The following is a 22,580-nucleotide window of genomic DNA, read 5'->3' on the forward strand; positions in this document are numbered from 1 at the left end:
AAAGAATCATGGCAGATCTGAATAAAAAAACAGTAAAACCCATCAAAGTGGCAAAACCGGATATGAATCCGGATCGCTCTCTGAAGGTAAATGCAGACGTTACTTCGGTAAGCTGGGATAAAACCAAACAAGGATGGAAGAACGGAATGAAAAATAATTTTGATTCCCTGAATCCTGTTTCCATGGTTCAGTCTATTGCGGGAGGAGATAGCAGTAAACAGGAAAACAGCAGTAGCGGAGGTGATGGAGATAGCGCTGTGACTGCTGAAAAAGCAGCTCCGGAAAGCAAAGTGAAACTGATCAAAGTGAATACTCCAGCAATGCCTTCCACGGCCATTCAGCATACAAGTAAGCATTTCGATATCGTACTGGCGATTGACATCCATTGGACTCTCATTCCGCCGCCGCCTTCATTTATGCTGATCCCGTTACCGTTGCCACATCCGTTTATAGGAATTGTTTTCGACATTATGGATTATATTACCATCACAATTCCCATTCCCCAATTTGCAAGAAACCTGATGCCGTCACTTCCGGAAAGTATTCCCATGGGCGGTTCAATATATGTTCACGGAAGACATAAAGCAACCACCACAACCAGTGTTATGGGAGTGGTGATCCCATTCAGACATATCACCTCACTTATTCCGGTATATCTCATTCCTTTTCCCCAGGAAGCTCCGCACGAAGGAGAAGTATATTACGGTTCACAGACCGTTCTGGCACAAGGAAGTAAAATGAGCGGAAACCAGCCTCAGCAGGTATTAACCTGTATGGGATTCCCTTTCGGAATGACGATGCTGCCCGCAATGCCGGATAAACCAAAGAAAAATCCACTGGCTTATTTTGCTTTCTATAATAACTTCTCAAGCATGTATATTCAGATCAATACGGGTGGGCCTGTATTGGTGGGCGGTGCTTTTGTTCCTCATGTGTATACCCCGGGAGAAATGCTGATGCGTCTTGCAGGGATGTTTTTAATGAGAAGCCTTACCAAAAAAATAGGCAAAATGGGAGCTAATAGTTTAAAGAAGCTGAATAACAGTGTTCTTAAAAAAGCTCCATTCAATAAGTTCAAATTTTCGAATGCCTTATCCAAAAAACTATGCCATTGGGGGCTTGAACCTGTTAATTTTGCAACGGGCGCTATGTTTTTTGAGTGGGATGATTTTGAAATCCAGGGAAATACCCCTTTACTCTGGAAAAATATATGGCATAGCGACAGACCTTATGATTCTGGTCCTTTAGGAAATGGTGTCTTTAATAATCATGATCTGTTTATCCTTCCTGAAGAGCATAATAAATTTGCCGGCTGGATGCATCCTGAAGAAAATATGGCGATGCTTATTCCTGTACCTGAAATAGGGGATGAAATGACGTATTTCAGAGATCATAAAATCTGGCAGTACAGACCAAGCAGCAGTATCTGGATTGTTCGTAAGGGAACGGATATTTATACCTATTCACGTTTTCATCATGCCACAGAAGGAGTGGTATATAAAGTAACCCGGATTGAATATGGTGACGGAACGATTCGTGAATACGAATATGAAGATCGAAATATTATTTTGAAAAGAATAAAAGATGTTGGTACTGAATCTAGTATAGAAACAGTTATTCATCCTGAACATAAAAAGATATCAGAAGTTTATTACTGTTATAAAAAACAAAGAGATCTGCAGGTTCGTTATGATTATGATGATCGGGGAAATCTTACTCATGTCTGGGATATTCACAAAAAAGCAATGGTCTTTGAATATGATGGAAACAATCAGATTGTAAGAAGAACCAACCGAAATGGGATGAGCTATATCTGGAAATATGATAAAGAAGGAAGAGTTATATATACTAAAGGTCTGGACGGATATATGGAAGGAAGTTTTCATTATGATGATGAAGAAGGCTTTACAGAAGTGATCTATCCCAAACAGCATAATAAAACAGAACGGTATTACTACGATGATAATTTTCTTGTCTATAAAAAAGTAGATGGAGAAGGCGGGGAAACATGGTATGACTTTACAGCGCACAATGAACTGAAAATGATAGGAAGCCCCGAAGGACGTGTTCAGGGATATACCTATGATGAAATGGGAAATATCAAGACTTTTCACAGCCCTGATGGTGAAGAATATCATTACCAGTACAATGAATTTGGACAGGTTGTTGCCCGTTTTTCCCCTTCAGGCGTTTCTGAAACATGGAATTATGATGAATATGGAAGACTAATCAGCCATACAGATGCGGCAGAAGAAAATGTATGTTATGAATATGCTGATGGGAAAAGGCTTCCCGAAAAAAGTATCAGAGAACATGTTACAACATCTTACGGATATAATAAGAGAGGCCAGCTTATTCAGCTGATGAATACGGTCGGGACTGAACAGTTTTGGAAATATGATGAATATGGAAGATTGCTGGTTTTCAGTCCGAAACCCTTCAACAGAACCCTGTGGAACAGAGATAAAATGGGACGGGTAATTGAAATGAATGAACAGGGGCAGTTACCGATAAAACTTCGTTACGATGCCTATGATCTTCCGGTGTACGCCACAGATGGCCGCGCAGAATGGCTCATGAGCTATACTCCAATGGGAAGTCTCAAGAAACAGGTTCGCCGGAATGCCCTTACCAATAAAAAAGAAGAAACACTAGCCTTTGGATATGATGCTTATGAAAACTTAATGAGCATTACCAATGAAAAAGGAGAAATCTATGCCTTTGAAAGAGATTATAATAACAAGATCATAGGAGAAACAGGTTTTGAAGGACAGAAAAAATTCTTTGTCCGTGATAAGGACGGTTTAATTATTCAAAGAAGAACACCTCGTGGAAATACCATTTTCTATGAATATGATCTGGCGGGAAGAATAACGCAGGTTGATTATCCGGATGGAACCTGGGAAGCCTATCAGTATGATACTTCAGGATTGCTTATTAAAGCGGATAACGAAGATAGCAGCGTAAGTTTTCAGAGAAACCCATTAGGACAAATTATTCAAGAAAAACAGGGTGAACATTCTGTTCTGTATGAATATGATCACCAGGGAAATCTCACTGGTCTCAAAAGCAGCCTGGGAGCGGAAATTGATTATTCTTATACGGATCTGGGACAGCTCAAAAATATTTCTGCAGCTACCACAGAAGTTATCTTGCCCTGGAAGATGAATATTGAAATCAGTAAGAATGAACAAGTCCTTTCTCGTGAAATGACAGGCGGTATAGACAGTACTTTTGAATTCGATCATACAGGAATGCCTGTAAGTCAGAAAGTAACCATTAATAAAACAAATACTACTTTCCATAAAGATTATATATGGGGAGAAGGAAGCCGTTTGCTGAATATCCTTGACAAAGTGAAAGGCAGCAGAACAAAATTTGATTATGATGCATTCGGAAGTCTTACCGCTGCAGAATATTCCAACGGAAAAGTTCAGCATAAAAATCCTGATGCAACCGGCTGCTTATATGAAAGTACAAAACGTACTGACCGTATCTATGACAAAGGCGGAAAGCTGATGCGGGATAAAAACTGGTTTTATCACTACGATGAAGAAGGTAATTTATTATTAAAGAGTAAACGGGTAATCAATAATGCAAGGCCGGAACATTTGGAAGAACCCAACAATACTCATCCTTATTACAAAGCCATTGCTTCAGATTGGCTTAGCCCCTCGAAAATGCCATCCGGAACTCTTTTACCCAATGTGAATGATGATTTATCCACAGAAGTACAAACCCCCGAATGGGAGTCTGGAGACTGGAGTTACTCCTGGAGTGCCAATGGAATGCTGGCTAAAGTAAAACGTCCGGATGGGAAGGAAGTACAATTTGAATATGATGCACTGGGCAGAAGAACTTCGAAAATTGGTGGGCAGAAAATAACTCGTTATATTTGGGATGGCAACGTTCTTTTACATGAATGGAATTATGATATTGAGGAAATTCCTGCAACTGAAATTGATGATGAAGGTAATATCATCGTTAAACAAGAACCTGTAGAGAATTTAGTAACCTGGATTTATGAGACAGGAAGCCATGTACCATCTGCAAAGATAGAAGGAAACAGAAAGGCATCCATTATTTCAGATTATATAGGGAGACCTGTTCAGGCTTATGACGAAGAGGGAAATCTGGTATGGAGCGCAGAATATGATATTTTTGGAAGAGTTGAAAATGTAAAGGGAGAAGAATCCTTTATTCCTTTCAGGCAGCAAGGGCAGTATGAGGATGAAGAGACTGGACTTTACTACAACAGATTCCGGTATTATGATATGAAAAATGGGACTTATCTTTCTCAGGATCCAATAGGCCCGCTTGGAGATAATCCTAATCTGTATGCCTATACGCATGATAGCAATTCCGAAATTGATCCGCTGGGATTGATGGAGGTTGATGGAGGATGGTCACGAAGAAAAGCAGAACGAGGCTCAATTATCAATGCAAAAAGACCTACACCACCTTCTGTACATGCTACCAAACATATTCAGGCGACTTCTATGGAAGATGCCAAAGCCAGAAGTATTAAAGGAGTAGGAGGTAAACCTGAAGGATCATATTTCCCGGATGTAGTGAAAGATAACTTCAAAAATTTTGAGAAAAAGGCTGCATTTGATGCAATGAGGAAAGGGAATGTAGTACCGAATGGAGGGGTTACTTACTATATTTATGAACATCCTACCGATATAGGATATAATATGGGCGAAAAAACAAGATTCATGAGAGTGGAAGTAGCTTCCGGTACCATACACAGTCATCCGATTTCAGCAGCAGATGCCGCTAATTATATAAAAAAAGCAAATTACCGATAACAATGACAGATAAAGGAATATTAAACAACGGAATTCAGGTTGAAGGAGGGTGGAGTATTGATGCAAATGTCTTTATAGATAAGAATTACAATATACTGGATATACCTTTTGATAATACCTTATTATTGAGTGCCGTAAATCACATTACAGGAAAAACAATTTCTATTTCATATGAAAATAGCAACGTGGGATATTCTTTTGATACATGTGTGTTATCCAGATCTTTAGGAGAATGGCGAAATGATGATGCTACAAACATTTATAAAACGATAAAAACAGGTCATCATATTGATGAATTCTACGATTTATTATCAGAATACCTCAATCCGTTACAAAAAGATCTTATTCCATTAAAAATTTCCAGTTGGACAATCATTTATAATAACCTGAAAAGAAACAACGACGGATATGATGATAGAGAACTGATTTTTTCAGCAACAAGAGGAAAGCTTTTTATAGATATAACCTACAACCGGAATTGGGAAAAACCCTACTATATCTATATGGGATTGTCAAAGTATGATTATTCCGAAATCGTTTATAATTTAAATAAGCCTCCAAGAGAATATCAGGAAATATTTTTGGAAAATGTAGAAGAAGTAGTGGTCATCATTAATGATTTTCTCATAGAACTAGACCATTATTTATCTGGAATTCCAAGAAAGAGCTGAGCATTACTTTGAGGTACAATTAATAAGGGCTCAAAAACACAGTAATACTGTTGAAATATATAATCCAAATCCAATCTATATATGAAAAAAATATTCTCCGAAAGTAAAGGTTTCGTGATATTTAGTCCACAACTTTTAGCAAAATACCTGCAGGAACATAATCTCCCGGGTAATAATATTTTAAAATATTTTGTAGAAAATGAACATGGGGATGAAATAACAAAATCAGGAATTGCGATTCCGATAATAGGGGTAGAAGAAGACCATTATGCATTCCGGGTCTCTGTAAATGATGAAAAGATTTTGAATGATGATGAGGTAGAAGTAGAGTCCAGAGGCTGGGTTTTTCAGACGGTTAATAATGAAGTGAAAATTGTTGGCATCGGTTATTTGAAAGATATTACCTCTATTAATGATGAAAACAGCATTACTTTATCCTTAGATAATGGATGGTATGCTTTAAAAATACGGGGCGGAAATAAAAATGGCGAAAGAGTATTTGAGCTGCATATGGAGAAACAGGATATGCATCCGGCTTTTAGCGGAGATGTTACTACCGAATATTACTACGGATAAATAAATATTGAAAAATAGGGTTGAAGGGCTAAATATTTCATACATGAAGTTAAATACCTGATGTTGAGTCCCTGATACCCGCATTTTCCTTGTTTTTGAAAGCTGTGTTTTCTTTAAAACCGGAAAAATGCAAAATTTATTGAAAAAATATTTTGTCGGTAATAAAAAACTTTCTATATTTGCACCACTGAAAACAACGGTACTACCGGAGTTTAAGGAGAGTTGGCAGAGTGGTCGATTGCGGCAGTCTTGAAAACTGTTGACTGTAACAGGTCCGGGGGTTCGAATCCCTCACTCTCCGCAGAAAAAGCTACAGATCTTTTGATTTGTAGCTTTTTTATTTTGTATAGAATTTAAAAACAAAAAGACCTGCAATTCATACGAACTACAGGCTTTTATTGGAGAGAATACAGTTCTTTTTAACTTAATATCTCACATGGTGCTACACAAATCACCCAAGGACATCTTTTGATTCCCGGAGGTGGGCAGCATGCTTCGGAACAGCTTAATGCTCCTCCGTTAGTAGTCTTCAACTGCTCTCTTGAAATTTTTTTTAAATTTTTCATAGTCAAGTCATTGTATTAAACATAAAACTAAGGCTGGTTTCCACCACCACATCCATCGTAAGGCATACATTGCCACTTACCACCGATTAAGCACAGTTGGCCGCCTCTGCAGTCAATTCCACCCTTAATTGTTTTCAATTCCTGTCTTTCGATTTTCTTTAAATTTTTCATAATAATTTAGGTTTAGTTCTATCCGAAATTAATAAATTTTTATCAACTGTTGTAGAATTATTTTGAAAATATTTATTTTATTCAATAGATTGTTTGATATTTTACCTCTTATTTTTTGAAATGATGTAAAATGTAATGGGTAAGGAGAGGATTCATTCCCGGATTTTATAAGGAATTGATTTCATTGATATAAAATCTTGTCTTGTGGCAAGTCTGGTTTCATAATGACTCGCTAATTTTGATTAAAATGTTAATCCACTAAATCTGATAATATTATGAAAAGTTTATTCAAATGCTCTGCATTATTAGTCCTGGCTATTGCTCTTACAATATCACAGTTATACGGACAAAAAGTAAAACCCTCTGAAAGTGGCTATGCCCCTGTAAATGGTATCAAAGTTTATTATGAAGTCTATGGGAAAGGAAAACCTATTGTGCTGCTGCATGGTGCCTTCATGACAATTGATTTGAACTGGGGAGAATTGATCCCCGAGCTCTCAAAAAACAGAAAAGTCATCGCTCTTGAATTACAGGGACACGGACATACTCCGTTTTCAGAGAGGAAATTATCCCATGCTACTTTGGCCAGTGATGTTACCAAGGTAATGGACTATCTGAAAATTGATAAAGCCGATGTGGCCGGATATAGTTTTGGAGGAGAAGTGGCTTATCAGTTAGCGATACAGAGTCCGGAAAGACTGAACAAGCTGGTTATCATTTCATCAACCTATAAAACCAGCGGCTGGCTGCCTGAAGTAAATAAAGCATTTGAAGGAATGAAACCTGATCTTTTTACGAACAGTCCTCTGCATACAGCTTATAATGCCGTAGCTCCTGATAAAACAAAATGGACAAAATTTCTGGAACAGATGATGGCTTCTGCCAGACAGCCTTTCGACCTTGGTGACGGGAATATTTCTAAAATTCCGGTACCTGTTTTAATCATAGCCGGTGATAATGACGGATTGGATAAAACAGAACTTTCAAAAACCTATAAATTATTGGGAGGTGATGTTTTTGCAGATATGGGACCCATGCCAAAATCTCAATTGGCTGTTGCTCCGGGGCAAACCCATGTGAGTCTGATGATGCAGACGACATTGATTCTGAATTATCTGAACAGTTTTTTAAAATAGCTTGATGATGAAGACCCAATTTGAAGCAGGAATTAATATCGCCATAAAAATTCCAAAAAATAAATACGAAAAGACCGTTTCTTTTTACAGGGATATTTTAAAACTTGATGTGGAGGAAAAGGCCATTAATAATCCAACCGTTTCCAGAACCCATGAAGTGAAATTCGGGAGTAATATCATCTGGTTAGACTGTGTCGACAACTATACCCATTCTGAAACCTGGTTACAGCTTACAGTTCCTGATGTGGAAGCAGCAACTCAATATTTGCAATCAAATGGAGTGGAAACCTGTGATGAAATTGAAGAACTTCCTGAGGATATGCACTGGATTACGGATCCGGCGGGTACAGTATTTAATTTGCAGCAAAAGAAATAAACTAAGGTATTTAATCATACTTTAATGCATAAGAAGAGGTTGTCTCAAAAGTCAAATGTCATTCTGACGTAGGAAGAATCTCATTCTGCATGATATAACCTATCTTTTGTGGTCTGCAAATACATCATTAAGGTTCTGAACCTCTCCACCTGTGTCTTTACGATATCGTATGGGGTTATATAACCGGAAATTTGATCTGAGAGACCTGAAAAAATGTTTAAAAGACCACAAAAGATGATCTTTTAATCCCAGATTTAAGGTCTTACAACCCTGATTTTTATATCAGAGACCGTTACAATCTGTTATTTTAATCATTCGGAGACCAAATTATTTAAAATACATAATGAAAATATGAAAGGTTTATGAAAGGAAACAGTGTAATTTTAATACCTTTAGCCATCAAATTATTAAAATATTAAAATATTCTCATGCAGACGAAACCATTCACTTTTATTGCAACACTCTTTTTTCTGGTAGTAAGTGTAAGCGTATTTTCTCAGAAAACGGCTACCTTAAATTCTTTACTGGACAAGAATTCAGAATTTATATTTCCGCAGACTCCCGATAAAATATCAAAAGCACTGAACGTAAAAACTGTTTTTTATGAAGATGCCAATGAAGAAAAATATGCGAAATGGCCAATGAAGACAGGATTAGAACTCTATTGCAGTCTGGGGAAAGATAATATTGTTAATGAAATGTTTTTTACCACTTCAGATAACAAACCTCTAGTTATTGAAGGACTGCCTTTCGGTCTTATCCTGAATAAAAGTACATTGCAGGATAGTAAAACAAAGTTCAGTAAATACAATGCCAAGGCGCAAAAACTGGGAGCAGACAGTGAATTTCCGGGAGGATCAAAATTGGTTTTTAAAAAAGGAAAACACTATACAACATTGCTGTTTGACAGTAAAAATCTTCTCAAATCATTAAGCCTTACAACTGCGCTTATTGATCCGGCAGCGAATTAATGAATAGAAAACCATAATCATAGTAAATCCGTTATTCTTTGACGGATTTTTTTATTTACCGGAAGGAGAGTGGTTGATGAAATATACTCAACGGGAAAAATCCTTCATTTATTTCTTTATTTCCTTAGTTCATTGTTTTCTGATTGAATGGTAAACAGGGTTACCATAGCTTTGACCTATCAAAAACAAAACAAGTAACACATAACATTATGAACAGGGAATTAATTTTTTTAAGAGCATTTGCCTTTACAGCGGTCATTGGAATTGTATTTTTAACTGCTTCCGCCTTTAAAAAAGACGGAAATCAGAAGTTTACTGAAATAGATGTAGAAAGAATCAATATTGTAGAAAAAGACGGTACGGTAAAAATGATCATTACCAATGTGGATAAATTTCCCACAGGGGAAGATAAAATAAACGGCAGTCCTACCAATAAAACGAGAAAAAAACGTTCAGGTATGCTTTTCTTCAATGAAGACGGAATTGAATGTGGAGGCTTTATTTATGACGGACAGAAAAATCAGAATGGCCACAGTTCGGGATTGTCTCTTACCTATGATCAATATGATGGTGATCAGGTCATGCAGATTTTAACTCAGGATTATAAGAAAGGAGATAAGAGAGTGGTCTCCAGCGGACTTTATTTTAATGATCGTCCGTCAAAAGAATCACAACTCAAAACAGGAGAAATCATGGCAGAACTGAATCAGATAAAAGATCCGGAAGCCGCTCAGAAAAAATACAAAGAATATGAACAACAGGGACTGATTGGAGGTGCACCAAGAATGATGCTTGGAAAAACCAAAGATGAACATAACGGACTGTTCTTATTTGACAGTAAGGGTAAACCAAGAGCCAGATTCTGTGTCGATAAAAATAATGAAGCAAAACTGGACTTTTTAGATGACAACGGAAATGTTACCTCATCATTTCCGGAAAAGAAAAAATAATAATACAAAAAACAGCCCTGTAAAAATATAGGGCTATTTTTGTAAAAAAATCCCCTTATAAAACTGATGAAAACCATTTTGAAACAGATGCATCAAAACAGGTACTTCCTTCTGTTTATTCTTTTGTTTGCTTATGTACAGTCTATTCACACCCGCATAGGAATAAGACGAACACTGGACTGGTATATTTTTACTCCTGAAGCGGCCGTTGTTACTCTTATCAGTGCCTGTATCCTGTTTTTTGTGATTGATTTTTTCATTAAAAACTGGCAAAAGTCATCAACGTTTAGTGCAGCTGAAATCCTTAAAATATTCAGCTTTTCCCTATTAACCTACCTTTTGGTGATGAAAATAATAGGGTTTTTGATTGCTGTTATTTTTGGAAAAGTGGAGAAAAATTTCAATCAGGAAGTTGTTATTCTTTCTACCTTTTCAGATTTGATAGGAGGGTTTATTTATGGAAGTTTTTTTCTCGCATACCGCTACTACAAAAAGAATACGGAATATCAGAAACAATTGGCTCTTTATGATCATGCCCTGTCTGAAAGTAAAATTAATCAACTGAAAACACAGCTTAATCCTCATTTTTTATTCAATAATCTCAACATTCTGGATCAGTTAATAGAAGAAGATAAACACAAAGCATCAGATTTTCTCAATGAATTTGCAGAGATATACCGGTATGTTTTAGAGGTTTCTGATAAAAAGACCGTGTTTGTAGAAGAAGAACTGGCATTTGCAGAGAAATATTTTAATCTGATACAGTATAAATATGGAAATGCTTATTCATTAAAAATAAATCATATCAGATCATCGGGGAAGATCATTCCGCTTTCCCTGCAATTGCTGCTTGAAAATGCAGTTCAGCATAATCTGGGAACAGCTGTAAATCCTGTTTTGATCACCGTAGAAATAGATAAAGAAATCAGGGTTTCCAATACCAGAATACCCAAGCGAAACAGTAAAAAGACTTCAGGAAGAGCGCTCAGTAATCTTAAGGAGCAGTATACGCTGTTAACGGATCGGCAGGTAGAAATTATAAAATCAGAAACTGAATTTTCAGTGGTCATTCCCATAATTCCAGCATAAAATATGATAAAAGTTGTAATCATCGAAGACGAAATTCCGGCAAGAAATAAATTAAAACGTTTCATCAGCGAACTGGAAAAACCCGTGGAAATTGTTTCGGAAATAAGTACTGTAGAAGAAGCTATTGCTTTTCTTAAAAACTCAGCGGTTGACCTGATTTTTTCTGATATTGAATTATTAGATGGAAACGCCTTTGAAATCTATGACCAGGTGAATATTTCATGTCCGGTTATCTTCACTACCGCGTATGACAGTTTCTGGATGAATGCCTTTGAAAGCAACGGGATTGAATATCTTTTAAAACCGTTTTCGCAGAGCCGTTTTCAAAAGGCTTGGGATAAATTTATTCTATTGGGAAATACAGCATCAGAACCGGAGGATGTTTTGGTAAAACTTCAGCAAATGCTGAATAACAGCCCTGTGGAGAAAAACTATAAGAAACGATTTTCGGTCAGCTCACATCAGGGAATCTATTTTATCAATACGGAAGACATTACGTTCTTTGAAGCGGAAGAAGGGATTGTCTTTGCTTTTGACACAGCAGGAAAAAAACACGTGTTGAATGAATCTACTTTGAAAGAAATTGAAACCCAGCTCAATGCTTCAGATTTTTTCAGGATCAACCGGAGTGCACTCGTTCAGAAAAAGTATATTGAAAGAATAGAACGTTACAATAAGAATACACTTTCCGCCCAGATAAAAGGTCAGAAAGATCATCTTATTACAAGCCAGAGCAATACATCTGCTTTCAGAAAATGGATTGAAGAATAAAACCGATTTCCTGTTCAATTAAATGGTGAGTCCGTGGTTGTTTTTCACTTCAGCCATGACAAATGTACTGTGGGTACTCCCGATGGAATCTACAGATCCCAGTTTATTAAATACGAAATCCTGGTAATGTTTCATATCTCTTACCTGAACTTTCAGAAGGAAATCAAAATCTCCGGAAATATTGTAGCATTCGGCAACTTCTTCAATCTCCAGAATTTCTTTTACAAAGTCATAGCCTACAGATCTGTCGTGAATTTTCAGCTTGATTTGGCAGAAAACGGTAAATCCACGGTTGAGTTTTTCAGCATCCAGAACGGCTGCATATCTTTTAACAAACCCTTCCTGTTCCAGCCTTTTTACTCTTTCAAAAACCGGTGAAGTAGAGAGGTTCACTTCTTTAGCAAGTTCTTTAACGGTTAGTTTGGCATTCTTCTGGAGCAGCCTGAGCAGCTGTACATCCTTATCATCGAGTTGTTCCACAGAATATTATTCTTTTAAATGATTAAAACAATCAAATATATAGAATTATATGCTTTTATTTTTATTTTTAAAAGTTTATTTTGCTTAATTTTTCCTTATTTATTGTGCTTTTATTCTGTATTGCTAATTTTACACAAAATTAAAAACTTTTACTGATGACAATTGTTAAAGGTAAAAGTACAGTTCTTTATAGATACTTCATCAAACAGGAAAGGTTTTACTTAAGGTAGATTAATAGGGAATCGTGTGCAAATCACGAGCTGTCGCGCAACTGTAAGTAACACACCAAAAGTTTTTGTCTTTGTATATCCACTGCCAAAAGCGGGAAGGATGACGGAAACTGTTACAAGTCAGGAGACCTGCCTTTACTGAATTGACAATGCTTTCGCGGGCTGAAGCTTTTGGGTCATACAGATGATAGATCAGATTCATGTATTTTTCTTTATGAAGGAAATGCACAGTCTGCTATGTCATTACTTTCCTGAAACTTCTTCCGCTAAAACATAACGAAGCATTTTAAAGCACTTTCCTATTAAGTTTAATTAAAAAGTTTAAAAAAATGCAAACTCACATTCTGGGCTATCCGCGTATTGGTAGCAAAAGAGAACTCAAAAAAGCCTGCGAACAATATTGGTCAGGTAAAATTCTTTTGGAAGAACTTCTGAATACAGGGAGAACTCTCTGTAATCAAAACTGGAATATTCAGAAAGAAGCCGGTATAGATCTTATCCCGTGCAACGATTTTTCCTATTATGATCAGGTATTGGATATGAGCCTTGTAGTAGGAGCAATTCCTTCGCGTTACCATGAGGTGGTGCTTAAAAAGAACAATTCTGAGCTGGATCTTTATTTCGCGATGGCAAGAGGATATCAGAAAGAAGGGCTGGATATTACAGCAATGGAAATGACCAAGTGGTTCGATACCAACTATCACTACATTGTCCCGGAATTTTATAAAAACCAGCAATTTAAATTAAGCTCAGATAAAATTTTCAATGAATTTGCCGGAGCAAAACAGGCGGGTATCAATGCAAAACCTGTAATTATCGGACTTGTTACTTATCTGTTATTAGGAAAAGAAAAAGAAGAAGGATTTGATAAACTGGATCTGGCTGGAAATCTTCTTTCTGTATATACGGAAATTTTAACCAAACTTCAGGAGCAGGGTGCTGAATGGATTCAGTTTGATGAACCTTTTCTGGCACTGGATTTAACTGAGAAAGCAAAAGAAACCTATCTTTCTGTGTATTCAGAAATAAGAAAACGTTTCCCGAAACTGAAATTCATTGTTGCCACTTATTTTGACGGATTAAAAGATAATGCATCGCTTGCTGTTTCACTTCCGGTGAACACTTTGCATATCGATTTGGTTAGAAATCCGGAACAGTTGGATGGTATTTTGAATAGTATTCCGGAAAACCTAAGCCTTTCGTTAGGAGTAATTGATGGCAGAAATATCTGGAAAAACGATTTTGAAAAGTCATTGTCTTTCATCAGAAAAGCTGTTGACAAATTAGGCTCTGAAAGGATTTTGATTGCACCGTCATGTTCATTGATTCATTCTCCTTGCGATCTTGATTTTGAAACGAACCTTAATCCTGAGATTAAAAACTGGCTTGCTTTTGCTAAACAGAAAGTAGAAGAAGTGGTAACGCTTAAAGAGCTGGTATCAGGAACAGAAAAAGAACATATTCTTGAAGTATTTGAAGAAAATAAAAAAGCCATTGAAAGCAGAAGAACCTCTTCCCTTATCCACAATGATCAGGTAAAACAAAGATCAAATGCGGTCACTGAAAAGGATGCACAAAGAATAAATACCTTCAAAACCCGTAAAGAAGAACAGCAGCAAGTCCTGCAGCTTCCTTTGTTTCCCACTACAACAATCGGGTCATTCCCGCAGACAACAGAGGTAAGAAGCTGGAGAGCTAAATTCAAAAAGGGAGAACTTACTGCGGAGCAATACGATATTTTATTAAAAGAAGAAACTCAGAGAACCATTCGCTGGCAGGAAGACATCGGAATTGATGTATTGGTGCACGGAGAATTTGAGCGTAATGATATGGTGGAATATTTTGGAGAACAGCTGGAAGGATTTGTGTTTACCAAAAACGGATGGGTACAGAGCTACGGAAGCCGTTGTGTAAAACCTCCTGTGATCTTTGGTGATGTTTCCCGCCCGACTCCTATGACGGTGTATTGGTCTCAGTATGCCCAATCTCAAACGGAAAAATGGGTAAAAGGAATGTTGACTGGTCCTGTGACGATTTTACAGTGGTCTTTTGTACGTGATGATCAGCCTCGTTCAGAAACATGTAAGCAGATTGCACTGGCAATCCGTGATGAAGTAGTGGATCTGGAAAAAGCAGGAATCAGAATTATTCAGATTGATGAACCTGCTATAAGAGAAGGGCTTCCTCTAAGAAAAGCAGACTGGCAAAACTACCTGAAATGGGCTGTGGAAGCTTTCAGAATTTCAGCAAGTGGAGTGGGAGATGCTACGCAAATTCATACCCATATGTGTTATTCAGAATTCAATGATATTATTGAAAATATTGCGGATATGGATGCAGACGTGATTACCATAGAATGCTCCCGTTCTCAGATGGAACTGCTGAATGCCTTTGCAGATTTTAAATATCCGAATGAAATTGGTCCCGGAGTATATGATATCCACTCACCAAGGGTTCCGTCAAAAGAAGAAATGATTGAACTGTTGAGAAAAGCACAGAACGTAATTCCTGCCAACCAGCTTTGGGTAAACCCGGACTGCGGACTGAAAACAAGACACTGGGAAGAAACAGAAAAAGCTTTAATAGCAATGGTAGCTGCTGCTAAAGAAGCCTCAGTAGAATACGCACTTTAAAAAACTTTAAAATAATTAGATTCAATAATTCAGATCGTGTCATGATTTTATGGCACGATCTGTTTCTTTTTAAAGAGTTAAAATAGAGGTGAGAGATACGAGTCCATTCATTTTTATATTCTATTTTTGCATCCGGTTATGTTTTAAAAGAGATCTAAGTTATTTGGCCTGTAATGCACTGGGTGGATAGCCAAACTGTTTTTTAAATGCAAAAGAGAAATGGGACAGATTTTCAAATCCCAGATCCAGATAAATATCAGAAACTGATCTGCCTTTTTGGGTAAGTAAAAAATGAGCTTCCTTCAGTCTTCGAAGCTGCAGCCATTGTCTTGGAGGAATTCCAAAAATCTTTTGAAAATCTCTTTTAAATGCAGACAGGCTTCTTCCCGTTAAATAAGCAAAACGCTCTACATTGACATTGAAATGGAAATTCTTATTCATAAAAGCTTCAATATCTATTTTATAAGGTTCAGAAAAATCGAATAAAATATTCTTAAGGCCGGGATTATGATTGAGCATGAGAAGTAAGGCTTCCTTTTGTTTGAGGCGCAGAAGCTCTGTGGAAGAAGGAAGATTCTCATAAGCGAGGAGTGAATACATAAAAGCTGTTAATGCCTTTTGATCCGGTTTTATAAAGGCCGGGATATTATCTTTTTTCTCTGCCTGATATCCGTATTCACGGCTGAAATCACGTAAGATGGCTTCGTCAAAATAAATGGTTACGGTTCTTATTTCACCGTCTTTAGGTGGATATTTTGCAAATTTTAATAAACGGTTTTTCCTTGCAGAGTAGAGTTCTCCTTCTTTAAATATCGTCTTTGTAATCCCGTCATTCAGTTCCATTTCCCCGGAAAGAACAAGCCCCAGACTGTGAATCCGTGCAAACTGTTCACCTTCCCTGAATTCTGAAAAATGACAGGAATAATTGATGGGTAAAGGAATATTATTTTCGCTCATAGTTCAGGCGGATATTTCTGGGTGGATTCTTCTTCAAACTTACAAAACTTTTTTAGGATCATAGAATCTTCACAGCAAAACGATCCTGAGAACATTCTGCTGTGAAGAAAATACTATTAGGAAAGGATTGCTTTAGGTTCTAAATAGGCTTCCAGCCCAAATACACCATACTCACGTCCGATACCGCTCTGTTTAAAGCCTCCGAAAGGGGCATAAGGATCATGGGCAAACCCGTTAATACAGATTCTTCCGGCATCAATCTGTGTTGCCACACGCTCTGCATGTTCTTTATCGGCAGAACTGATGTAAGCTGCCAGGCCATAAGTGGTATCATTGGCAATGGCAATGGCTTCTTCTTCATTAGTGTAAGGAATAATAGACAGGACAGGTCCGAAAATTTCCTCCTGTGCAATACGCATATCATTGCGAACATTGGTAAAGATGGTTGCCTTTACAAAATTACCTTTTTCAAGACCTTCCGGTTTCCCTTCACCACCAGCGAGAAGAGTAGCACCTTCTTCCTGTCCAAGGCGGATATAACTTTGTACTCTGTCAAATTGTTTAGCGCTTACCATTGGCCCTACAAGAGTATCTTCATCATTTGGGTTTCCTACTTTTACCTGTTTTACAGCTTTTTTAGCAAGTTCATTCACTTCATTCAGCTTATTTTTTGGAACAAGCAATCGGGTAGGAGCAATACATGCCTGCCCATTGTTCATATACGCCCCGAAAACTGCCATAGGAATTGCTTTATCAAGATCAGCATCTTCAAGGATAATATTAGGAGATTTTCCACCGAGTTCTAAGGTGACTCTTTTCATGGTATCAACCGCTCCTTTGGCAATTGCTTTTCCTGTAAGGGTGGATCCGGTGAAAGATATTTTAGCAATATCCGGATGTTGGGTGATTTCATTGCCCACTACATTTCCTAATCCGTTTACAATATTGAATACGCCCTCTGGTAGCCCTGCTTCATGAAAACATTCAGTAAGAATCTGGGTTTGCATAGCACTCATTTCACTAGGTTTGATAACGGCTGTACATCCTGCAGCAATGGCGGTAGCCAGTTTATTACAGATGAAACTGTTGCTGGCATTCCATGGAGTAATGATTCCTACAACGCCCAAAGATTCAAAACGTACTTTAGAATTTCCGACTGTTTTTTCAAAGTCATAAGATTCCAGAGTGGTAATCGTGCTGGTAAAAGCTGATATGGCATTCTGAACACTCATTCTGCAGAATTGTAATGTTCCTCCGTATTCATTCACCATGACGGATACAAGTTCATCTTCACGTTTGCTTACTGCTTCATGCAGCTTTTTAAGAAAACGGATACGTTCTTCTTTCGTTGTTTTTGAAAATGTAGCAAAGGCTTTTTTTGCTGCTGCGATGGCCATTCTGGTGTCTTCTTCATTTCCCAAAACTACCTCTCCGGTTTTTTGATTGGTAGAAGGATTTATAAGATCAAAAGTTTCTGTTCCTTTTGGCGTAACAAATTCGCCGTTGATGTAAATTTTATTTATCTGTACCATTTTGATGATTTTAATACCACAAAGTTCGGCAGAAATGAAAAGGATGAGTTTGTTGTATAGTTCAAATTTTGTTTGTTGTATGGTTCACTTTATAACCTGTGGATTTTTATTTTTTTGAATTTAAATGTCAAAATGCCCTGTTCTTCGATAAAATTGACTACTTTTATCATAACCAAGTAAATAACTCGTTTTGAGAACAACTCTTAAACTTATTATCGCTTAGTATCAGTCTTCGTAACCACAGGCTGATCGTTCTTTCGTTTGGGTAATTCTCTATCCGAACTGGTTTTCATTTCATCATATTATTCACTGCATTGCCCGCAACGGGTAGCTGTATCTGCTATTTTGGTTTTGACAATTACTATTGATCAGGAACCAAAATATATGGCAAACTATACCTTGAGAAATAATCTTTAAGTTAAAAGCCGATGCATGTAACATCCTTGTAATGCGTGAATAATAGGAAAAAATCCAACAAAGAATAATAAGCGCAATTATAAGTAATGAGTACACAATATATATGGGAGGTAAAAGCGAAAAATACTCCCTTACTAAAAAAGAAATGCAACCATTGTAACAGCGAGAGATTTCATTGCAGTGATAAATTCAGGCTGAATGCTCAGAAAAAGAATATTGATATATGGTTAATTTACCGATGTGTAAAATGCAACAACACCTATAACATGACTGTGTTTTCAAGAATCAGAACAGAATCGATCAGTAAAGAAATATTCAATAAATTTTCAGAAAATAATACAGAAATTGCCTGGGAATATGCTTTTTCACAGGAACTCAAGCGAAAAAATAGTGTGGAAGCCGACTGGGAAAGTGTAGAATATGAAATGGTTTACGATAAGCTTTTGGTAGAGAACCTGATGAGTATGGACGATGAGATGATTTCGTTTCAAATGCAGTATCCTTTTGATTTTAATCTGAGAATCTCAACGGTGATCCGGACGTGTTTAGGCATTTCATCTTCTAAACTTAACCTATTACTTGATTCTGATAAGGTTTATTTTAATGGAAAGCCTCTGCAAAAGAAATATAAATGTAAAAACGGGGATACTATTAAGATCAATAGGCAAGAATTAATCAACATTTATCTTATCGGAAAGGAGGAATTATTTCTCAATGCTGTAGAAGATAAATAATAAAAAGAAAAGCGTCCCGGTCATTGATCGGGACGCTTTTATATTGAAATTTTATGGTATTAAAAGATTAAGTTGTTTCTGCAAAGTTTGTTTTTCTGATCTTGATTTCGTCAGTCGGATCGCTTCTCCAAAATGATGAATGGCTTTGTCCGTATTAATTTTGGAATATAAATGTCCCAGCAATCCATGATAGTATTCGTTGGTGATAAGGTTAAGTTTTTCTGCTTCCCTAATTGCCTTCTTATTTCCATACACTTTGGAAAAAGCAAAAGCTCTGTTTAGCCCTGTAACAGGAGAATATTCAATAATAACAAGCTGGTTGTACAGGGTTAAAATAGGTTGCCATTTTTCTTTGCTGCCTGAAGTATGCCAATAAGCAATTCCGGCTTCCAGATGATATTTTGAAATAGAAATGTCATTGTTCTGGCAGGCTTCTACCAGATAATAATTGCCCTTTTCAATCAAGGCTTTATCCCATAGCATTTCGTCCTGTTCATCAAAAAGAATGGCTTCCCCTTCATCATTGATCCTGGCATCCAGTCTTGAACTTTGAAAGCACATCAAAGCAAGCAAGGCATTGGTTTTGGGAGTATTGGTTAATTGATTCTCTGTGAGAATTAAGGTAAGTCTCATGGCTTCCAGACAAAGATCTTTACGGATTAAAAAGTTATTCGTTCTGGAAAAATACCCTTCATTGAACAATAAATATAAAGTCGTCAGGACTGTTTCTAAGCGCTGGTGAATATCCTGCTCATTTAAAGAATCTATGGTAAAATGATGGGTTCTGAGAGATTCCCGGCCTCGCTGTAAACGTTTTTTTATGGTCTCTGTTTTGGAGAGAAAAGCATTGGCAATCTCTTCTATACTGAAACCACAGAGAATCTGAAGAGCAAGACTTACTTGAGTTTCCTGAGAATTGAGAGGATTGCAGATGGTGAAAATCATTTCCAGCTGACTGTCAGAGATGTTCTGGGTATTAAAGTCTATGGTTTGAAATTCTTTTTCAGCCGTTCTTATTTCTTCCTGTTTATTCTTTTCAATAACAGAAAGGTGTTTGAAATAATCTTTTGTTTTATTCTTGGCTACTGTATAAAGCCAGGCTGCGGGATGATCAGGGATTCCGTGTATCGCCCAGTATTCTGACGCTTTCAGGAAGGTTTCGCTGGCAATATCTTCGGCAATTTCGATGTGTTTAATATCAAAGCTTCTGCAAAGCACAGCAACAATTTTACTGTACTCGGTTCTGAATAAATGCGGAGTTATTTCATTCGGATTTGCCATGATGGATGAAAAATCGGTATCCAATTTCAATATCAGTTTGTAGATTTATTTTAATGACGATCAATGATCTTCAATAGGGACATTTTTTATCTAAATATCAGCATTATTGCAGATTCATCGTGGTTCTGAAAACACCGACTGCATTTCCGGTGATACTGATCCTCTCTGGTTGATTGTTTTTTACCTGAACTTTTACTTCTACTTTACCCATCCTGTTGATCGCTTCACCCTGCTTTCCTGTGAATTCAAAAATACCGTCAGCAGCTTCTTTGATTTTATTTTGAATAAGATAGCCTCCCAAAGGACCGTTAGCATTTCCGGTAACCGGATCTTCGGCAATACCAATGGCTGGGGCAAACATTCTACCATTGGTTAAAATATTTTTTTCGTCTGTATCGAAAGTAAATACAAAATATCCGTTACAGCTGATTTCTTTGCTAAGCTTTGCCAAAGCCGCAAGATCAGGAGTGAGTTGGTTTAAAACCCTATTACTTTTAATACCAATCATTACTTTTGAATGACCTGTTGAAGCAATCTGTACAGGGCATTTTTCATCAAGATCATCGATAATCAATCCCAAAGCCTGAACAATTTTTTGTGTGGTTGAAACATCGAAAGCAGGACTCAGCTCAAAGTTTCCTTGTGTCATTGTGATGAGGTAATCGTTGTTTTTTCTTTCAATATGAATCGGCAATATTCCGATTTGTGTTTTGATTGTAAGGGTACAGGAATCCAATTGGTCTTCCTGAGCTTTTGCGTAGAGCGCGGCAATAGTAGCATGTCCACAAGAGGGAACTTCTGTGGTAGGAGTGAAATAACGGACGTTATAATCGAAGTTTTCCTCTTGAGAATCAGATTTAAAAACAAATGCGGTTTCAGAGTTGTTCAGCTCTCTGGCAACAAGCTGCATTTCTTCAGAGGTCATATTTTCTGCATTTAATACAACTCCGGCAGGGTTTCCTTTGAATTTTTCTTTTGTAAAGGAATCAATTTGATAGACGATTACTTCTTTCATGACTAACGATTAAGGTTACTGTAAAAATACGGAATGAAACCGGTGTCTAATGCCTGTTTTTATTGTCATTTGGTAAAAAATAAACCAGAATCCTGAGATTCTGATTTATCAATCAATGAATAGAAAGTTTTTGTGGGGAAATTTTAATCCCATTTATTTTGGGTAGAAACAGCATATTTTCCGGCACCGCTAAAGAAAAAGCTGAGACTTACCAGCATATAGATTACCAGCAGTTCCAAAGCCCAGCCTCCAAATTCATTAAGTTTGAAAATATTAGACGTCTGTGCAAGAATCGTAGCAGTGAAACAATTGGCGGCAAAGATCAATCCTGCCAGACGCGCCCGGAATCCAATAATCAATAGGATAGGAGCTATAATCTCTCCTGCAAAAACCCCATAAGCAAAGAATGATGGTAGGCCGTGCATTGTCATCATATCTTCAATAAACCCAACGCCATGCACCAGCTTACTGATTCCATAAACCGACATGGGAAATCCAATAGCTATTCTTGTGATAAGCATTCCTAAATCAATGTTCTTTTTCATTTCTTATAATTTTTAAAAGTTATATTTTACAAATGCCCCGATATTTTCCAGGGTCTTTTTTCCGTTGTTAAACTGGTCAAAATTGGAGGCCAGCCCATACATCATCTTGTCTTGTTTTACTCCGAGCCTGATAAACTGCAGCCCTCTGGGATACCCACTGTCATCCAGGTTTCCAATAGCCAGTACACTGAAATATCCCTTGAGATTTTCTGACAGATACGGAGTATATTCAAATGAGATGGACTGTTCCAATGAAAATCCTTTCTGATAAGTAGTTCCTATAGAGTAGGAGAGAGAATAATCAGACTGGATAATCTTGTACTGCAGGTAGGCACTGAAAAATGCTCCCGGGTTTTTCATTCCGAATGCAGCGTTGGCACTCAGTCTTTTGGTAAAGCTGTAAGCCAGCGTATTTCTGATGAAGAATATATTTTCTTTGTCTTTGGTATATTCTGTATCAAATAAAGTAAGATTATTCAGTTTCAACCGATCATTGAGTTGATAGTTGATATTGTGCATATAGGTATAGGAGCGATGCCCTAAAACAAGATCGGGAGTATAGGATAATTTCTGGGCATTCAGACTCAGGGAGACTGATGCAAGAGCTGTTACTGCGATAATTTTTGCCTTCATATTTCACTCATTAAAATTCTGTGAGCAAAATTATT

Annotated in this window: 20 protein-coding genes, 1 tRNA gene and 1 riboswitch; of the genes, 12 read left to right on the plus strand and 9 right to left on the minus strand. The window is 37.2% G+C overall.

The features are described 5' to 3' along the window. The first annotated feature begins 8 nt into the window (after positions 1–8). The 4 genes from CQ022_RS01380 to CQ022_RS01395 all read left to right on the plus strand — a co-directional run bounded on the left by CQ022_RS01380 (position 9) and on the right by CQ022_RS01395 (position 6,359). A complete protein-coding gene (locus CQ022_RS01380; RefSeq protein ID WP_228421684.1) occupies positions 9–4,811 on the plus strand; it encodes an RHS repeat-associated core domain-containing protein in 4,803 nt (1,600 codons plus the stop codon). Between the two features lie 2 nt (positions 4,812–4,813). Next, on the plus strand, positions 4,814–5,482 hold the full coding sequence (locus CQ022_RS01385) for a hypothetical protein (protein WP_105682699.1): 669 nt from the start codon (positions 4,814–4,816) through the stop codon (positions 5,480–5,482). Positions 5,483–5,563: 81 nt separating this feature from the next. Continuing rightward, positions 5,564–6,058: a hypothetical protein gene (locus tag CQ022_RS01390; protein ID WP_105682698.1), complete on the plus strand. Its 495-nt coding sequence runs from the start codon at positions 5,564–5,566 to the stop codon at positions 6,056–6,058. Positions 6,059–6,274: 216 nt separating this feature from the next. Then, positions 6,275–6,359, plus strand: a tRNA-Ser gene (locus CQ022_RS01395). Positions 6,360–6,477: 118 nt separating this feature from the next. Here CQ022_RS01395 and CQ022_RS22850 read toward each other — a convergent pair. Both CQ022_RS22850 and CQ022_RS22855 read right to left on the minus strand, forming a co-directional pair. Next, on the minus strand, positions 6,478–6,624 hold the full coding sequence (locus CQ022_RS22850) for a bacteriocin-like protein (protein ID WP_165791654.1): 147 nt from the start codon (positions 6,622–6,624) through the stop codon (positions 6,478–6,480). Positions 6,625–6,651: 27 nt separating this feature from the next. After that, complete coding sequence (locus tag CQ022_RS22855) at positions 6,652–6,795, minus strand: bacteriocin-like protein (protein ID WP_002980068.1); 144 nt, start codon at positions 6,793–6,795, stop codon at positions 6,652–6,654. A 275-nt stretch (positions 6,796–7,070) separates the two neighbouring features. Here CQ022_RS22855 and CQ022_RS01400 point away from each other — a divergent pair, with 275 nt between their 5' ends. The 6 genes from CQ022_RS01400 (at position 7,071) to CQ022_RS01425 (ending at position 12,088) form a co-directional block, all read left to right on the plus strand. Beyond that, entirely contained in the window at positions 7,071–7,931 is an 861-nt protein-coding gene (locus tag CQ022_RS01400; RefSeq protein ID WP_228421682.1) for an alpha/beta fold hydrolase, read from the plus strand. Positions 7,932–7,935: 4 nt separating this feature from the next. After that, positions 7,936–8,307 (plus strand): VOC family protein, encoded by a 372-nt coding sequence (locus CQ022_RS01405; protein ID WP_228421680.1) that lies wholly within the window; start codon positions 7,936–7,938, stop codon positions 8,305–8,307. Between the two features lie 428 nt (positions 8,308–8,735). Next, positions 8,736–9,278, plus strand: coding sequence for a hypothetical protein (locus CQ022_RS01410; RefSeq protein WP_105682696.1), 543 nt, complete (start codon positions 8,736–8,738; stop codon positions 9,276–9,278). A 209-nt stretch (positions 9,279–9,487) separates the two neighbouring features. Further along, positions 9,488–10,228, plus strand: coding sequence for a hypothetical protein (locus CQ022_RS01415; RefSeq protein WP_105682695.1), 741 nt, complete (start codon positions 9,488–9,490; stop codon positions 10,226–10,228). 66 nt (positions 10,229–10,294) lie between these two features. Beyond that, the gene (locus tag CQ022_RS01420; protein ID WP_105682694.1) at positions 10,295–11,317 is read left to right on the plus strand and encodes a sensor histidine kinase; all 1,023 of its coding nucleotides are present in this window, start codon (positions 10,295–10,297) and stop codon (positions 11,315–11,317) included. Positions 11,318–11,320: 3 nt separating this feature from the next. Beyond that, positions 11,321–12,088 (plus strand): LytR/AlgR family response regulator transcription factor, encoded by a 768-nt coding sequence (locus CQ022_RS01425; RefSeq protein WP_105682693.1) that lies wholly within the window; start codon positions 11,321–11,323, stop codon positions 12,086–12,088. A gap of 18 nt (positions 12,089–12,106) precedes the next feature. Here the strand turns inward: CQ022_RS01425 and CQ022_RS01430 are convergent, their stop codons facing one another. Continuing rightward, positions 12,107–12,568, minus strand: a complete 462-nt coding sequence (locus CQ022_RS01430) for an Lrp/AsnC family transcriptional regulator (protein ID WP_047422640.1) — start codon at positions 12,566–12,568, stop codon at positions 12,107–12,109. 195 nt (positions 12,569–12,763) lie between these two features. Continuing rightward, positions 12,764–12,950, plus strand: a riboswitch (cobalamin riboswitch). A 177-nt stretch (positions 12,951–13,127) separates the two neighbouring features. Here CQ022_RS01430 and metE point away from each other — a divergent pair. Then, positions 13,128–15,431 (plus strand): 5-methyltetrahydropteroyltriglutamate--homocysteine S-methyltransferase, encoded by a 2,304-nt coding sequence (metE, locus tag CQ022_RS01435; RefSeq protein WP_105682692.1) that lies wholly within the window; start codon positions 13,128–13,130, stop codon positions 15,429–15,431. A 159-nt stretch (positions 15,432–15,590) separates the two neighbouring features. Here the strand turns inward: metE and CQ022_RS01440 are convergent, their stop codons facing one another. Further along, positions 15,591–16,388, minus strand: coding sequence for a helix-turn-helix domain-containing protein (locus tag CQ022_RS01440; RefSeq protein WP_105682691.1), 798 nt, complete (start codon positions 16,386–16,388; stop codon positions 15,591–15,593). Between the two features lie 116 nt (positions 16,389–16,504). Continuing rightward, the gene (locus tag CQ022_RS01445; protein ID WP_105682690.1) at positions 16,505–17,920 is read right to left on the minus strand and encodes an aldehyde dehydrogenase family protein; all 1,416 of its coding nucleotides are present in this window, start codon (positions 17,918–17,920) and stop codon (positions 16,505–16,507) included. A 503-nt stretch (positions 17,921–18,423) separates the two neighbouring features. On the opposite strand from CQ022_RS01445, the gene CQ022_RS01450 reads away from it, so the two are divergent. After that, entirely contained in the window at positions 18,424–19,071 is a 648-nt protein-coding gene (locus tag CQ022_RS01450) for a DUF1062 domain-containing protein (RefSeq protein ID WP_105682689.1), read from the plus strand. 51 nt (positions 19,072–19,122) lie between these two features. Here the strand turns inward: CQ022_RS01450 and CQ022_RS01455 are convergent, their stop codons facing one another. The 4 genes from CQ022_RS01455 to CQ022_RS01470 form a co-directional block, all read right to left on the minus strand. After that, on the minus strand, positions 19,123–20,352 hold the full coding sequence (locus tag CQ022_RS01455; protein WP_105682688.1) for an RNA polymerase sigma factor: 1,230 nt from the start codon (positions 20,350–20,352) through the stop codon (positions 19,123–19,125). A gap of 103 nt (positions 20,353–20,455) precedes the next feature. Beyond that, positions 20,456–21,367 (minus strand): PhzF family isomerase, encoded by a 912-nt coding sequence (locus CQ022_RS01460; RefSeq protein WP_105682687.1) that lies wholly within the window; start codon positions 21,365–21,367, stop codon positions 20,456–20,458. 143 nt (positions 21,368–21,510) lie between these two features. Next, complete coding sequence (locus CQ022_RS01465; RefSeq protein ID WP_105682686.1) at positions 21,511–21,912, minus strand: DoxX family protein; 402 nt, start codon at positions 21,910–21,912, stop codon at positions 21,511–21,513. Between the two features lie 12 nt (positions 21,913–21,924). Continuing rightward, positions 21,925–22,545: a hypothetical protein gene (locus CQ022_RS01470; RefSeq protein ID WP_105682685.1), complete on the minus strand. Its 621-nt coding sequence runs from the start codon at positions 22,543–22,545 to the stop codon at positions 21,925–21,927. Between the last annotated feature and the right edge of the window lie 35 nt (positions 22,546–22,580).

Source organism: Chryseobacterium culicis (assembly GCF_002979755.1).
Lineage (GTDB): Bacteria > Bacteroidota > Bacteroidia > Flavobacteriales > Weeksellaceae > Chryseobacterium > Chryseobacterium culicis_A.